A 13,453-nucleotide genomic window follows, 5' to 3' on the forward strand; every position below is an offset into this window, starting at 1 on the left:
TCGGCCCTAGCTCAACACAATGTCTTCTGCGGGGCGCTGGGCCAGCCGCTTCAGGTTTTGGTAGCGCAGCATGTCCAACAGGTCGTTGCCAGAACGCCCCTCCAGACGGGCCTCTAGGTGCAGCGCCTGCCCTAAGGCCTCCACCGCCTGCAGCCGCGGAACTCCGCGCAAGACCAGCCGGTCCACAGCGTAGGCATCGGCAGCCAAAAGACGGCGGTCGTTGGTCTGGTCGCGGCGCAACTGCCAGAGAGCCAAGCCGCTCAAGCCACCGGAAACCGTTGCCCCCACCGGATCCTGCTGCACCGCCTCGAAGATTAGGCTCAAGCCTCCCAAGGCAGCAATAGCCAGGTAAAAGTCAATCTGTCGCGAGGCCGCCCGGCTGTAGTAGCCTACTTTGTGCAGAAACAAGCTGGCCCGCTGCAGCGGGGTAAACTGCCGCCACTCGTAGGGCTTAACAAAAAGCCGCAGCTGCCGCTCCCAGGGCAGTTGCCGGCGGCCTTTGATTACGACTGTCTGCTGCTCCGAGGCCGGCAAGATCTTGACGCTCTCCCGCATGCTGGCCGGCAGCAGATCCAGCAGGCGGTCGATCTCAGCCTGGTCGAGAACGTAGTTATCGTAGCCGTTGTCGTAGCCGTAGTACTCCGAGTTCATGCCGGGCCTACTCCTAATCCCATCGCCTGACGCATCTCCCGCACCGCCCGATCCAACCCCACCAGCACCGCTCGACTGATGATGCTATGGCCAATGTTTAGCTCCTCCATGCCCGGGATCCGCGCCACCGGGCCCACATTCCAGTAGGTGAGGCCGTGCCCAGCATTGACCCGCAGCCCCAGTTGAATGGCCTGCTGGCTGGCTTGCTGCAGCTGGGCCAGCTCCACCTCCCGTTGGGCTTCTGAAGAGGCCTCGGCATAGCGCCCGGTGTGCAGCTCCACCCAGCGGGCCCCCACCTGGGCAGCGGCGGCAATCTGGATGGGATCTGGATCGACAAACAAGCTGACGGGAATGCCGGCTCCTTGAAGTCGGTCAACCACTTCACTTAGGCGCGAAACCTGACTGGCCACATCCAGTCCCCCTTCGGTGGTAATCTCTTCCCGCCGCTCAGGAACCAGCGTGACATAGTCGGGCTTGATCTCTAAGGCAATGGCCACCATCTCATCCGTTGCCGCCATCTCCAAGTTCAGGTGGGTGCGCACCGTCTGCCGTAGCAGCCGCACATCCCGTTCCTGAATGTGGCGGCGATCCTCGCGCAGGTGCACCGTGATCCCATCGGCGCCTGCCAACTCGGCAATTACAGCCGCGGCCACTGGATCCGGTTCGACGGTGCGGCGGGCTTGGCGCAGCGTGGCCACGTGGTCGATGTTAACTCCAAGGCTGACCAAGGCTACCGTTCTCTCGTTGCAGAAGATCCTAAGGGATGCTTCTAGTATTACATTATTCAATTTTGGACTGCTTGGGGGAGGGCAAGACAGAAACCCCGCAGGCCGAGGGCCTATGATCAAAGACGACGCTTTCCCCCTCCTGGATCCCCTTCAGGCTTGCCATGACCAATCCAGATGCCTCTTTGGCGGTGGAACACCCCTCTCTAATTGACCGGGCACGGGTGGCAGCCCTGATTGCCCAATACTTGCCGGTGGAGATTTGTATCTACTACCAGGTGGTGCCTTTGGCACTGGATATGGACAGCTTGATCCTGGGCATGGTGGATCCCCAGGATTTGGCAGCCCTGGACTACGTGAGCAAGATGCTGGCCTATTCCCAGATTACGGTTGAGCCAGTTCCAATTACGCTCGAGCAGCAGCAAGAGTTAATTGCCTACTACTTCAGTCATCCCCCTAGCCCGGCAGAGGTGGAGCGGCTGCGCCTCCAGGCCCACGCCAGCCGTACCACTCGGGAAGTCCCTGCTCCCGTAGCTGAGCCGCCCAGCCGACCAACTCCCACCCAGCCGCTGCCGGCACGGCCAACTGCTCCGCCTGTTCCTGCTGACGAAGCGGAAGAGACCGTGCAGCAGCTGCTGAACTCGATGCTGCGGCGGGCTCTAGACGAGAAAGCAGAGCAAATTTTTGTGGAACCCCAGGAGGGAGTGGTGTGCCGAGTGCGCTATCGCCAGCAAGGGATCCTGCGGGATCTGTTCAAGGATCTCTCAGAACCGATCCGGGCTAGGCTGATTGCCGCCATGAAGCGGATGATGGCTCTCGATCCTGCCCTCATCGGAGAGCCGCAGCAGGCGGAGGCGGAGCGGCTGTACCGGGGGGAGCCGCTGGTACTGCAGTTGCGCATCATTCCCCAGCCCTCTAAAACCGGACCGGGCTCCCCTCCTAGGGAAGGAGCCATCCTCAGCATTCTGCGAGGAGAAGCCCTCCAGAAGTATCAGCAAAGCCAGAACCGCCTCCGCGTCTCCGAGACCCTGGCCTTGGCCCAACAGACGCACCAACTGCTGCAGCAACTGCAAGTGGCCCTCAGCAGCACTCTCGGGAAGCTCAAGCAGTATCCCACTCCCCCTGACAGCAACTGGCCCCTGATGGCAGAAACGTTGGCGGCCATTCAGGCCCAGGCCCAAATGCTCGCCATCCACCAGCAGGACTGGGAAAAACTTAATTGCGGCAGTTGAGCCGCTGGTTGACACTCCCCTGACTAGAGTCGGGGGATGCTTACGCAGTCCACCGTTGGACTCGTAAGGGCGCTGTCAAGACGCCCCTAGACGGTTCCTAGTTCCGCTTACTTACTGGCTTTCGGCACTGTCCGGGGTAGCGGGACGGAGGGTTACCAAGCTACTCTGCTGGGTTACCGGAAAGGGGAAAGATAGACGGGACAAGCTGCTTCGCTACAGAGTTGTGGTGGCAGGCGCTTTGTACAAGCAGGCTGTAGCTGCGGCTGCCAGGATTGCAAACCACTGTTATCGGTAGCAGGCCACTGCCTCGATTTCCACCAAGGCATTCAGGGGCAGGCCAGCTACTTGCACGCAAGAGCGGGCCGGCGCCGGCTCAGTGGCGAAAAACTCTCGATAAACCTCGTTCATGGCAGCAAAGTCTTTCATATCCGCCAAGAAAACCGTGGTCTTCACCACATTGGCCAAGCTCGTGCCCCCTGCTTCCAGCACTGCCTTCAGGTTCAGCAGCGCCTGGCGAGTTTGCGAGGCAATGTCTTCCCCCGCCAGCTTGCCGGTTCTGGGATCCAGGCCCACCTGGCCAGCAGCAAACAGAAAGGGCCCCGAAGCGACAACGCCCTGGCTGTAAGGGCCGACAGGAACAGGAGCAGCCTCGGTTTGCACCTCCCGAGGGCCTGGCCTGGTTTGACCCTGGGGGTGGCCCATCTCTGCCCTAGCCAGATCAATCGGCTCCATAGAGGTTTGCCCCAGTGAAGAGAAGCTCTTCCGCTACGCTACCACAGGCGGATCCCAGAGAAGACGAACCCGCAATGCCAAAATAGGCTTGTCGGGAAGAAAAAGTACTCATGCCTTTGATCAAGTTGCAAACCTCTCTGCAGCCAGAACCTGCCGCCGTGGCAGACCTACTCAAGTTCCTCTCTGCTGCTCTGGCCAAGCAGTTGGGCAAGTCGGAAGCCTACGTGATGACTGCTTTTGAAGGAGGGATCCCGATGACCTTTGCCGGCAGCGCCGATCCCTGCTGCTATGTAGAGATCAAGAGTATTGGGCAGTTTTCCGCCGATCAAACCCGATCCCTGAGCGAGTTTTTTTGCAGCACCATCGAGGACAAATTGGGGATCCCCAAGAAGAGGATTTACATTGAGTTCGGCGATGCCAAAGGCTATCTTTGGGGATGGAACGGCACGACCTTTGGGTGAAAGCTACTTCGCACAAGTCAAGCCTCTCCTCGCCTGGCTGCTCCAGCCTATCCAACAAAGCGGCAGCTTCTACTGAAGTTTGCCAGTAATTTGGGTGTGTCCGTTCTTGTCTTTTGGGCAGCCCATCGATTGGGATGCTTTGCAAGACTGATTTGCCGGGGCCCTGGTGGAAGACTTGAGGCCGCTGGGGCCAATGATTGTGGCGACGGTGCCGCCTCTGCCGGCTTCGCTACTGACTTGGACGCAGGAGCTGTGGGGCTCGGCAAGCCCTACGGGAAGTGGTGAAGCAGGGCTAGGCCAACCTAAGTCAAAGTGGCCTTGTGCAGAGGCTTAGCCAACCAGTTGGCAGAGGGTCTCCTGCCTTTCTCGGTCTTGTTCGGCCAGTTCCTGGATGGCCCGTTGGTACACCTGGGCGGGTGTGGATCCCTGGTTGACCTGCTTCAGCCAGCGCTGGGCTTCATTGCCTTCCTGGAGCAGGGTTTGCAAGGGAGCCAAGAAGCAACCCAGCCCTTGGGGCTGGCCCAGGCGCCACGCTTCAGTCAGCAGCTCTTCAATCCACTCCTGGGCTAAGCGTTCGCGGCCGGTGCGCCAGTCAATCAGCCGAGCTTGCAGAGACTCACGGGCAGCAGCCTGCTCGTTGGCCTCGCAAAGACTCTCCAGCTCCGCTGGGGTAAAGGGCCCCCCCAAGGGATCCAGGGCCTCCGGGTGGGACAGCAATTGCCAAAGGCGGGCCTCCACTAAGGCGGCGATGGCCAGGATCATCACCGGATCTGCCACCAGGTCGCAGATGCGCAGCTCCACTCGGTTGAGGTGATAGGGCCGCTCCGGGCCGTTGGGCCGTACAGAAGTCCAGAGGTGGCGCACATTCTGCATCGTGCCCAGGGCCAGTTGCTCCTGCATCCAGGCGATGTAGTGGGCGTGATTCCGGAAGAAGGGCACCTGGGCCGGCGTTTTAGGAAACACCTGCCAACGGCTGGAATGATAGCCCGTTACCTGGCCGTCCAGGAAAGGAGAAGAAGCGCTCAGGGCCAAATAAAGAGGGGCTTCCGCCCGCAGCAGGCGACAGGCGAGGAAAATGGCCTCCGTATCTGGCAGACCGACATTGATGTGGATGCTGGCGGTCACCACCCGCGTGCCGTAGGTGCGCTCGATGTAGTCGTGGTAGGGGTTGCCCGGATCCGAGCGCTCGAAGTGGTCGCTGCCGCCCAGAGCCAGGGTGCTCCCCGGCAGCAAGGTGTAGGGGCCAAGACGGCGCAAAAACTGCCGCAGTTGCAGGCGAGGCCGAAGCAGAGCACAGAGCAGGTCTTCGTAGCGGCGAAGGGGCGGGGTGATGTACTCGACGTTGCGCCGATCTGGTTCTCGCACAAACTCCGGCAAAGCTTGGCAGATGCGATCCGATAGGCCCACCACTTCCCCGGCGGCGGTGCCGGTGTACATTTCTACCTCAAAGCCCTTGGTCAACAGCACAGGCCAGCCTCCAGCCTCAGCCTCCTCAGTCTACCTTTTTCCTCCTCTACCCATTTTCCCAGTCTCGCCCCACATTACAATGTCGGCAGCACTTGAAGGCAGAAGTAAGGCGAGATGCGGGATCCCATCTATATCCTAGGGGCGGGGCCGGCGGGCATGGCGGCTGCCTATCGCCTGACCCAGCTAGGCTTCCCCGTGGTGGTGGTGGAACGAGAAGACAGGGTCGGGGGCCTGGCCAAAAGCATTCGCTACCAGGGGTTCATTCTCGACTATGGCCCGCACCGGTTTTTTACCAAGATCCCAGCGGTGCTGGAGCTGTGGAACCAGGTTTTGGGATCCGAACAAGTGACTGTCCGGCGGCTTACCCGCATCTACTACCGCAAGCAATACTTTCAGTACCCCATCCAAGCTTGGGAAGTCCTGCGCAAGGTTGGCTGGTGGGAAAGTTTGCTCATTGTCCTTTCCTACCTCTGGGCCCAACTCATCCCCCGCCCAGCTCCCCAGAACTTTGCCGACTGGGTCAAGGGAAAATTCGGCAGCCGGCTTTTTCAGATGTTCTTCAAAGGCTACACGGAAAAGCTGTGGGGGATCCCTTGTACCGAAATCAGCGCCGATTGGGCTGCCCAGCGCATCAAAGGTCTCAGCCTTGGGCAAGCCATCCGCAAGGCGCTGGGGTGGAAGCGCGGCTCCGTCAAATCACTAATTGAGCAATTTCAGTTTCCTCGTCTGGGATCTGGTCAGCTCTACGAAAAAATGCAGGAGTTTTTGCTGGCCGAGGGTCAAGAAGTTTGGCTAAATACGGAGGTCATCGCCCTTAGGCATGAGGGATCCCGGATTGTCGAGCTGCAACTGCGCCATCTTCAGGATGGAAGTGAAACCTGGGTCTCCCCCTCCCACGTCATCTCTTCGATCCCTCTGACAGTGTTGGTGCAGAGCCTGCGGGAACTGCCTCCCCCAGAAGTGCTGCAGGCAGCCCGCAACCTCAAGTTTCGCAACACGGTTTTGGTTTACTTGATTGTGGAGGGATCCCAGCTTTTCCCCGACAACTGGCTGTATATCAACGACCCAACAGTGCAGGTTGGTCGGGTAACCAACTTTGCCAATTGGTCACCGGCTATGCTCCCCAACCGGGAACAAACCCCCTTGTGCTGTGAGTATTGGTGCAACTTTGGGGATCCCTTGTGGCAAGCCCCTGAGGAGGAATTACTGACTTTGGCTGAGAAGGAGCTACGCCAAATTGGCCTGCTGCAAGGCCAGAAGATCTGCGGCGGCTTTGTGGTGCGCCTGCCCCGCACCTATCCTATCTATGCCGGCAGCTACAAAGAAGATCTAGCCATTTTGCAGAAGTATCTTGGCCAGTTTGAAAACCTGCAACTGGTGGGTCGCTACGGCTCGTTTAAGTACAACAACCAGGATCACAGTTTGCTGATGGGCCTATTGGCGGCGGAAAACGTCCTCCGCCCCGGCAGCCACGATCTCTGGCAGGTGAACTCCGACAGTGATTACCAAGAAGAGATCAAAGTGCCACCCCCACCTGCGAAGGTCCGACGATGAGTTTCTCTCTTAGCCATCTGTTGCAGCAAAGCCGGCAGTGTCTTACCCCTTTCTGTACCCAGGTTCTGCTGCCAAGCTTGGCCTTGACAGGGTTGCAGATCTTCTTAATCTCCTTTTGGAGCGAGGAGGATGACTATGCTTCCATCTTTAAGGGTTTAACCCAGTGGGATAGCCATTGGTATTTGGGGATTGTGCGGCAGGGCTATCAGTTTGTGGGCTTTGACAAGATTGCCTACGAGCAGAGCAATGTGGCCTTCTTTCCTGGCTACCCTCTAGCCGTTGCTGCCCTTAGGCGCTTGTTGCGGGTTGAGCCTGAGTTAGGGCTTTACCTGACCGCCCAGCTCTTTTGCTGGCTGATGTGGGTTTACCTTTTCCTGTTTTACCATCTCTGGCAGATCCCCTTGCTTTGGCAAGTCCTGGCAAGCTTGATGATCTTGGTCTATCCCAGCAGCTTTTACCTTGTCGTAGGCTACAGCGAGTCCCTCTTTACGGCCAGCCTGCTGGGTTTTTTCTATTGGTCGGCCCACTTGAATTCAATGAGGTCAGGGCTCCTAGCCGGGATCCACGGTCTGGTGATGAGTGCCACCCGCATTGTGGGTTTGCCGGTGGCGCTGGTTCCTCTACTGCGGCTATCCCGCCCTTGGTTTTGGACAGCCAGCGCCGTTGTTTTGGCCTTGTCGGGCGGGCTGAGTTTTTTCCTCTACTGTCAGCTCCGCTTTGGCCGCTGGGATCTCTACATAGAAATGCAGCGCTACTTTGGCCCCAGTTCTTTCGATTACCTGGCTATTATTCAACCTCGTACTTATGCCCCCCTCTTTTCTCTTGGGTACTGGCAGTCTTTGTTTTCCTTTTCCGAGGCTTTGGGGGATGGGATATGGGCCATTTCCCTCAGTCAACTGTTTGTTCCCCTCACCCTGGGATCCCTAGTTGTTACAGGCTTGCTGGATGGGTGGAGTGTCCTGGCCGGCAAGAGCCGGCGCTGGCAGGAGCGGCTGGGGCTCCATTTGGCTGCCTGGATTATGTTCTCCATTTCCGTGGCTGGCATGAGTGCCGTGGCCCAGAGAAGTATGATCCGCTACTGTCTGCCGATTCACACCCTGCAGGTGCTGGCCTGGTTGCATGGGATCAGATACACCGATTTCAGCTTCATTCCCCAACAGGTGCGTTTCTATCTTGGCAGTGTCCTGAGGCTGGGCTACTGGATCTTGGCTTTAGTCTTCTTTGCCCTAAACCAAATCCTCACCTGGCGCTACGTCCAGCATCTTTGGGTGGCTTGATCGAACCTTGGTGGTGAAGCTGATGAGTCTGCGTCCTGGCCCTCTGCTGCAGCAGATTCGCAAATGTTTAGTTGGCTTTTCTACTCGGATTTTTTTGCTGGGCTTAGCGCTGACTATCCTGCAAGTGTTGGCGATATACCTCTGGACAAAACGCGGCAGCTATGCTTCTGCTTTTATAGCCCTGAGCCAGCGCGATAGCTATTGGTACCTGAGCATTGTGGAGCGGGGGTATCAGTTTGTGGGCTTTGACAAGATTGCCTACGAGCAGAGCAATGCAGCTTTCTTTCCCGGCTATCCTCTGGCAGTGACCATAATGAGCCGCCTATTAGGAGTTGATCCGGAGCTGGGGCTTTATCTCACTGCTCAGTTCTTTTGTTGGCTGATGTGGGTTTACCTTTTCCTATTTTACCGCCGCTGGCAGATCCCCTTGCTTTGGCAAGTCCTGGCAAGTTTGATGATCTTGGTCTATCCCAGCAGCTTTTACCTTGTCGTGGGCTACAGCGAATCCCTCTTTATGGCCAGCCTGCTGGGTTTTTTCTACTGGTCGGCCCACTTGAATTCAATGAGGTCAGGGCTCCTAGCCGGGATCCACGGTCTGGTGATGAGTGCCACCCGCATTGTGGGTTTGCCGGTGGCGCTGGTTCCTCTACTGCGGCTATCCCGCCCTTGGTTTTGGACAGCCAGCGCCGTTGTTTTGGCCTTGTCGGGCGGGCTGAGTTTTTTCCTCTACTGTCAGCTCCGCTTTGGCCGCTGGGATCTCTACATGGAAATGCAGCGCTACTTTACTGGCGTGCAGGCCAATTACCAAGCCCTTTTCCAAGCTTCTACCTATGTTCTTTCCCCTGAGCGATGGCAAGTCTTGCGCTCTCCTTCTGCACCCGTGAAGGATCCTGGCCTGTGGTCTGATGCTCTCAGCCAACTGTTTGTGTCTGTTACGTTGGGATCCCTAGTTGTTACAGGCTTGCTGGATGGGTGGAGTATCCTGGCCGGCAAGAGCCAGCGCTGGCGGGAGCGGCTGGGGCTCCATTTGGCTGCCTGGGCCATGTTCTACATCGCTGTAGCCGGCATGAGTCCCCTGGGCCAGCGAAGCATGATTCGCTACTGCCTGCCGGTTCACGTCGTACAAGTGCTGGCCCTCCTGCACTGGGCCAAGCACACCGATTTGGGCTTTCTTCCCCTCTGGGCCCGTCCCCACCTGAGCAGAGTTCTCAAGCTGGGCTATGGGCTTCTGGCTCTCATCTTCCTCGTTCTCAACCAAATCTTGACCTGGCGCTACACCCAGCATCTCTGGGTAGCTTGACTCCACTTTCTTGAAGATAGGATGTGAAGGATCCCGACTTCTCCCCAACCAGGAGCTGTGGCCTTTTCTTCTCCTCGCAAGTTGCCTCGGCAGAAATCGTCCCTGCGGGTGGCTCAGCCCATTGAGCCCACCAAGATCTACCCCTGCCCGTGCTGCTACCAGGGTCAGTTGCGCCTGATTACCCTGACTGAGGCTTTTGGCTGTAGTCGTTGCCAGCATATTTTTGCCATCACCCCCGACCGCCTGCACATTGAGCAACTGGCGGTTTCCTACCCCTACCGCAAAATGTGGTTCTGGAACGGCCATCAGTGGGTGTTGCGGCGGGAAAGCGCCTTCCAGGGATCCACGCTCTTGGGCCTTACCCTTGGCTTGGGAGTCGTTCTGGTGGTGGGGTTTGTCGGAGCGGTGCTCTTCCCCAGCCAAACCCAGTTGCTCAGTTGGCTCATGATTCTTTGCCTATTGCTAGCGCTGTTGGCAGTGACGGCAATCCTGCTGCTGCGGCGGCCTTGAGATGCTTGAGATTTTCGCCGGCCATCGCGCCCCTAGAACCCCCACTTTGGCTCTTGTGGATCTAGCCATTTCTTGTTAGCAGTGGTCAGGAGCAGATCCGTCGTCGGTCAGCCAGGCAGGAGGGAAGCGAGTGACCGATTTTGGTTCAGCCTTTGACCTCAGCACCACCCTGCGCCAGGTGCGCCGCTTGCTGCCTCAGCTCCAGCGCTTGAGCGGCGAAACCAAACGGCAGGCCCTGCTGGCCCTCTCGCGCCGTTTGCTGGAGCGCTCCGATCTGCTCTTGGAGGCCAATACCCTCGACCTGGAAAGCTGCCGCGAACAAACTGTGCCGGAGTGGATCCTCAACGGCCTCAAGCTCACCCCCGAGCGCCTGCAGCGGTCTGCCCAGTTGCTTGCTCTCTTGGCCCAACAGCCGGATCCCATCGGCAGCCTGGAGAGGGGGTACCGTCAGGACAACGGGCTGTTTATTGGCCGCTACCGCGTCCCCTTGGGGGTGGTGGCTTTGGTCTATGAGATCTACCCCGAGTTTGCCCTCAACGGCATTGGCATGGGTCTCAAGACGGGCAATGGTGTGATCTTGGCCGGCAGCGGCCCCATCCAGAAAACCCACCAGGCTTTAGTTACCCTATTGGCAGAAACAGCCTACGAGCACGGGATCCCGGAAGGGGCCATTCAAGCCTTGCCCACCCAAGACCGGCCGGCGGATCCCCAAGAGGACTCGCTGCTGCTACTGCTGCTGCAGCAAACCCGCTACGTGGATCTGGTAATCCCCTGTGGCCGCCCCGGCTGGGTGGAGTTTCTCCTACAGGCTAGCAAAGTGCCGATCCTGGCTACCCACCTGGGCTATGGCCATGTTTATCTGGATCGCACTGCTCCCTGGCCTTTGGTGAAGTCAGCTTTGCTAGATCCCTTGGCTCGCTATGGCCGAGAAGGGATCCCCATCTACCAGCCCCTCACCCTCTGGCTGCTGATCCACGCCGACTGGGCCGCCAGCCATCTGCCAGCGCTGGTCGAAGCTTTGCTCAGTCAGGGGGAGGTCGATGTCCAGGCGGCCGCCCCAATTCTAGAGCAATTTCCCCAGCTCCAGCCGCTGGGAGAAGAGTTTGACTCCACCCGGCGTCCCCATCTGCGCCTCCAGCTAGTAGCGGATTTAACGGAGGCTATCGCCTGGATTAACAAAAACGGTTACCATCAGTCGGAAGCCATCCTCACTGATAGCCAGGCGGCGGCCCAGCGCTTTCTCCAGGAGGTGGATGCGGCCCTTATCCACATCAACACTACGCCCCTCTCAGCGGGCCGCGGAAGCGGGATCCCTACCTTGGGGGCGATTCGCGACCTATCCCTGGGCATTTCTACCCAGCGGCTGCATGTGCGCGGGCCCATCGACCTGGAAGCCCTGACAACTGTAAAGGTGGTGGCCCAGGGCGGCCTGTAGCAGCAGGAAGGTGGGATCCCGCTGGCCAAATCAGGCGAGACTGAAGATAGGGATCCACTCCCAGCTTGTCATCCCACAGAGCCCAAGCGACTAGGGGGGAACTCCTTTGGGGATTGACCTACGCAGCTACGTGTTTTTGGATCGGCTCCAGCCCCAGTACGCCGCCTATCTGGGCACGGTGGCCCAGGGCTTTTTGCCCCTGCCGGGAGACACTTCCCTCTGGGTCGAGATTTCCCCCGGCATTGAGATCAACCGCGTCATGGACATTGCCCTCAAAGCCACCTCGGTAAGGCCAGGACTGCAGGTAGTAGAGCGCCTCTACGGTCTTTTGGAGGTTCACTCCAGCAACCAGGGGGATACCCGCACTGCCGGGCGGGCCATCCTAGCGGCTTTGGGGGTGAGCGAACAGGAGCGTCTCAAGCCGCGCATCATCTCTAGCCAGATCATCCGCAACATCGATCCCCACCAAACCCAGTTGATCAACCGTTTCCGCCGCGGCCAGATGCTTCTTGCGGGCCAAACCCTTTACATCCTGGAGGTGCAGCCGGCAGGTTATGCTCCCCTGGCCGCCAATGAGGCAGAAAAATCGGCCCGGATCAACATCCTCGAGGTGATGCCTTTTGGTAGCTTTGGCCGCGTCTACTTGGGTGGAGAAGAGCAAGATATCCTGGCCGCCTGTCGGGCCGCCGAGGAAAGTCTGGCTGCGATTTCTGGGCGGGATCCCTTGCTCTTGCCTGAAGAGGTATAGCCAATGGCGGAATCGGATCCCAAGTCTTCGCCCAAAGCCAGCTTGCCCCAGGATCCGACGGCGGAGCGGGCGAGGCTGCTGGCAGAAGTGACCGCTCCCTACCGCAGTTTGCGGCGCTTTGTCTACCTGGCGGTGGGTTTTTCGGCTGGCGTTGGGGCATTTGTGTTTTTCTTTCGGGCCTTGGCAGGGCGGGATCTGGAGACTACCCTGCCCAGCTTGGCTCTACAGTTAGGGATCCTGGCCGGCGCCCTTGGCCTAAACAGGCTGGAAAACCGCTCCCAGCAAAAGCTGGTCAGACAGATGAGGCAGCGCCTTAGCAGCCCAAAAGAGTCGCCCCCTCCACCCAAGGGTGATCCCCTGTACCAGCGCAGGGACAGTTAGCCCGTCAATCGTCCCAGTCCTCTCGGCGGGGATCGGGGTCGTCCTCCGCATCGGCGCTCGGCAGATAGTGGCGATCCCTGGCGGGGGCTGCCTGGGGCCATTTTTGAACCATTTGGATGGCGAGAAAGGCAACAACGGCAACCACAACTGCCCAGGTGAGAATTGGAATCGCCAGGATCACCACCGTACCCAACACGTAGATAGCCACCTTAGGCAAGGAGGGATCCACCCTCCAGCCGCGGCGGTATACCCAGTTGGTAAGCTGCCGATCCCAGCGGCGCAGGCGAGGGATGTTCTCCTCATAGATTTCCTGCAAAATGCCGGCCAAAACGGAGCCCAGGCGGCGCAGCTGGCTTCGAGTTTGCCTTCTCCAATTCCGCACCGAGCGTCCCATTCGTAGGATCCTTGCCCTGCTCTTCCTCAGGCGATCCTAGCCCAACCGCGAGGGCGACCTTCCCGTCGGGGCGGCAAGGGATCCCTGGGGATGTAAATTTGTTTGAACATTTGGATCGGAGATTGGGGTGGCTGGGCAGGACTACAGTACACTGAGGGCACCTGTGCAGTGGTGTGGCTGCCACGCCAGAGGGGTAAACCTTTTTTAACCTTTCAAAGAGCTCGACTGGAGAACGCTAATGGCTCACACGGTCAAGATCTACGACACTTGCATCGGTTGTACTCAGTGTGTGCGGGCCTGCCCTACCGATGTGTTGGAAATGGTGCCCTGGAAGGGGAACAACAAGGCCGGCATGATTGCTGCAGCCCCCCGCACCGAGGACTGTGTTGGCTGCAAACGCTGTGAGACCGCTTGCCCCACCGATTTCCTGAGCATCCGCGTCTATCTTGGGCCCGAAACCACCCGCAGCATGGGCCTGGCTTACTAAGCCGCCGGCAGCTTGGGTTGCAATTTTTTGCGATTGCCCGCCCACTCAAGGAAACAGCACCTTCTAACTTCACTCTTTAGCCTCTCCTCCCCGGGAAAA

Annotated in this window: 15 protein-coding genes; 10 read left to right on the forward strand and 5 right to left on the reverse strand. The window is 58.8% G+C overall.

Features of this window, described 5'->3' with window-relative positions:
* Nucleotides 1-6: 6 nt before the first annotated feature.
* Nucleotides 7-651: a DUF3318 domain-containing protein gene (locus NW822_RS03320; RefSeq protein ID WP_414403511.1), complete on the reverse strand. Its 645-nt coding sequence runs from the start codon at nucleotides 649-651 to the stop codon at nucleotides 7-9.
* Complete coding sequence (locus NW822_RS03325; RefSeq protein WP_414403512.1) at nucleotides 648-1,379, reverse strand: pyridoxine 5'-phosphate synthase; 732 nt, start codon at nucleotides 1,377-1,379, stop codon at nucleotides 648-650. Before NW822_RS03325 ends, NW822_RS03320 begins: the two co-directional genes overlap by 4 nt.
* A 161-nt stretch (nucleotides 1,380-1,540) precedes the next feature.
* On the opposite strand from NW822_RS03325, the gene NW822_RS03330 reads away from it, so the two are divergent.
* Nucleotides 1,541-2,608, forward strand: a complete 1,068-nt coding sequence (locus NW822_RS03330; protein ID WP_414403513.1) for a hypothetical protein — start codon at nucleotides 1,541-1,543, stop codon at nucleotides 2,606-2,608.
* Nucleotides 2,609-2,893: 285 nt separating this feature from the next.
* Here the strand turns inward: NW822_RS03330 and NW822_RS03335 are convergent, their stop codons facing one another.
* Complete coding sequence (locus NW822_RS03335) at nucleotides 2,894-3,268, reverse strand: RidA family protein (RefSeq protein ID WP_414403561.1); 375 nt, start codon at nucleotides 3,266-3,268, stop codon at nucleotides 2,894-2,896.
* 182 nt (nucleotides 3,269-3,450) lie between these two features.
* On the opposite strand from NW822_RS03335, the gene NW822_RS03340 reads away from it, so the two are divergent.
* The gene (locus tag NW822_RS03340) at nucleotides 3,451-3,801 is read left to right on the forward strand and encodes a phenylpyruvate tautomerase MIF-related protein (protein WP_414361033.1); all 351 of its coding nucleotides are present in this window, start codon (nucleotides 3,451-3,453) and stop codon (nucleotides 3,799-3,801) included.
* A 330-nt stretch (nucleotides 3,802-4,131) separates the two neighbouring features.
* Here the strand turns inward: NW822_RS03340 and gshA are convergent, their stop codons facing one another.
* Complete coding sequence (gene gshA, locus NW822_RS03345; RefSeq protein WP_414403514.1) at nucleotides 4,132-5,268, reverse strand: glutamate--cysteine ligase; 1,137 nt, start codon at nucleotides 5,266-5,268, stop codon at nucleotides 4,132-4,134.
* Nucleotides 5,269-5,382: 114 nt separating this feature from the next.
* Here gshA and NW822_RS03350 point away from each other — a divergent pair, with 114 nt between their 5' ends.
* From NW822_RS03350 to NW822_RS03380, 7 genes are all read left to right on the forward strand, one after another.
* Nucleotides 5,383-6,822 (forward strand): NAD(P)/FAD-dependent oxidoreductase, encoded by a 1,440-nt coding sequence (locus tag NW822_RS03350; protein ID WP_414403515.1) that lies wholly within the window; start codon nucleotides 5,383-5,385, stop codon nucleotides 6,820-6,822.
* Nucleotides 6,819-8,099 carry a hypothetical protein gene (locus NW822_RS03355; protein ID WP_414403516.1) on the forward strand — a complete coding sequence of 427 codons (1,281 nt, stop codon included), beginning with the start codon at nucleotides 6,819-6,821 and terminating at the stop codon, nucleotides 8,097-8,099. The genes NW822_RS03350 and NW822_RS03355 overlap by 4 nt, the downstream gene beginning before the upstream one ends.
* A gap of 22 nt (nucleotides 8,100-8,121) precedes the next feature.
* Entirely contained in the window at nucleotides 8,122-9,399 is a 1,278-nt protein-coding gene (locus NW822_RS03360; protein WP_414403517.1) for a hypothetical protein, read from the forward strand.
* 57 nt (nucleotides 9,400-9,456) lie between these two features.
* Nucleotides 9,457-9,909, forward strand: coding sequence for a hypothetical protein (locus NW822_RS03365; protein WP_414403518.1), 453 nt, complete (start codon nucleotides 9,457-9,459; stop codon nucleotides 9,907-9,909).
* A gap of 130 nt (nucleotides 9,910-10,039) precedes the next feature.
* The gene (locus NW822_RS03370) at nucleotides 10,040-11,344 is read left to right on the forward strand and encodes a gamma-glutamyl phosphate reductase (protein WP_414403519.1); all 1,305 of its coding nucleotides are present in this window, start codon (nucleotides 10,040-10,042) and stop codon (nucleotides 11,342-11,344) included.
* A gap of 106 nt (nucleotides 11,345-11,450) precedes the next feature.
* Nucleotides 11,451-12,092, forward strand: coding sequence for a hypothetical protein (locus NW822_RS03375; RefSeq protein ID WP_414361048.1), 642 nt, complete (start codon nucleotides 11,451-11,453; stop codon nucleotides 12,090-12,092).
* A 3-nt stretch (nucleotides 12,093-12,095) separates the two neighbouring features.
* Nucleotides 12,096-12,473, forward strand: a complete 378-nt coding sequence (locus NW822_RS03380; RefSeq protein ID WP_414403520.1) for a DUF3493 domain-containing protein — start codon at nucleotides 12,096-12,098, stop codon at nucleotides 12,471-12,473.
* A 4-nt stretch (nucleotides 12,474-12,477) separates the two neighbouring features.
* Here the strand turns inward: NW822_RS03380 and NW822_RS03385 are convergent, their stop codons facing one another.
* Nucleotides 12,478-12,867, reverse strand: coding sequence for a hypothetical protein (locus NW822_RS03385; protein WP_414403521.1), 390 nt, complete (start codon nucleotides 12,865-12,867; stop codon nucleotides 12,478-12,480).
* 238 nt (nucleotides 12,868-13,105) lie between these two features.
* Here NW822_RS03385 and psaC point away from each other — a divergent pair, with 238 nt between their 5' ends.
* The gene (gene psaC, locus NW822_RS03390) at nucleotides 13,106-13,354 is read left to right on the forward strand and encodes a photosystem I iron-sulfur center protein PsaC (protein ID WP_011429399.1); all 249 of its coding nucleotides are present in this window, start codon (nucleotides 13,106-13,108) and stop codon (nucleotides 13,352-13,354) included.
* The last annotated feature ends 99 nt before the right edge of the window (nucleotides 13,355-13,453 follow it).

The sequence above is a fragment of the Synechococcus sp. H70.2 genome (assembly GCF_047462275.1).
Lineage (GTDB): Bacteria > Cyanobacteriota > Cyanobacteriia > Thermostichales > Thermostichaceae > Thermostichus.

What these genes read in the sequence shown, in the direction of transcription:
- NW822_RS03320 (WP_414403511.1), bottom strand. Translation starts at nt 651, where the DNA reads ATGAACTCGGAGTACTACGGCTACGACAACGGCTACGATAACTACGTT.
- NW822_RS03330 (WP_414403513.1), top strand. Translation starts at nt 1,541, where the DNA reads ATGACCAATCCAGATGCCTCTTTGGCGGTGGAACACCCCTCTCTAATT.
- NW822_RS03340 (WP_414361033.1), top strand. Translation starts at nt 3,451, where the DNA reads ATGCCTTTGATCAAGTTGCAAACCTCTCTGCAGCCAGAACCTGCCGCC.
- NW822_RS03350 (WP_414403515.1), top strand. Translation starts at nt 5,383, where the DNA reads ATGCGGGATCCCATCTATATCCTAGGGGCGGGGCCGGCGGGCATGGCG.
- NW822_RS03355 (WP_414403516.1), top strand. Translation starts at nt 6,819, where the DNA reads ATGAGTTTCTCTCTTAGCCATCTGTTGCAGCAAAGCCGGCAGTGTCTT.
- NW822_RS03360 (WP_414403517.1), top strand. Translation starts at nt 8,122, where the DNA reads ATGAGTCTGCGTCCTGGCCCTCTGCTGCAGCAGATTCGCAAATGTTTA.
- NW822_RS03380 (WP_414403520.1), top strand. Translation starts at nt 12,096, where the DNA reads ATGGCGGAATCGGATCCCAAGTCTTCGCCCAAAGCCAGCTTGCCCCAG.
- NW822_RS03385 (WP_414403521.1), bottom strand. Translation starts at nt 12,867, where the DNA reads ATGGGACGCTCGGTGCGGAATTGGAGAAGGCAAACTCGAAGCCAGCTG.
- psaC (WP_011429399.1), top strand. Translation starts at nt 13,106, where the DNA reads ATGGCTCACACGGTCAAGATCTACGACACTTGCATCGGTTGTACTCAG.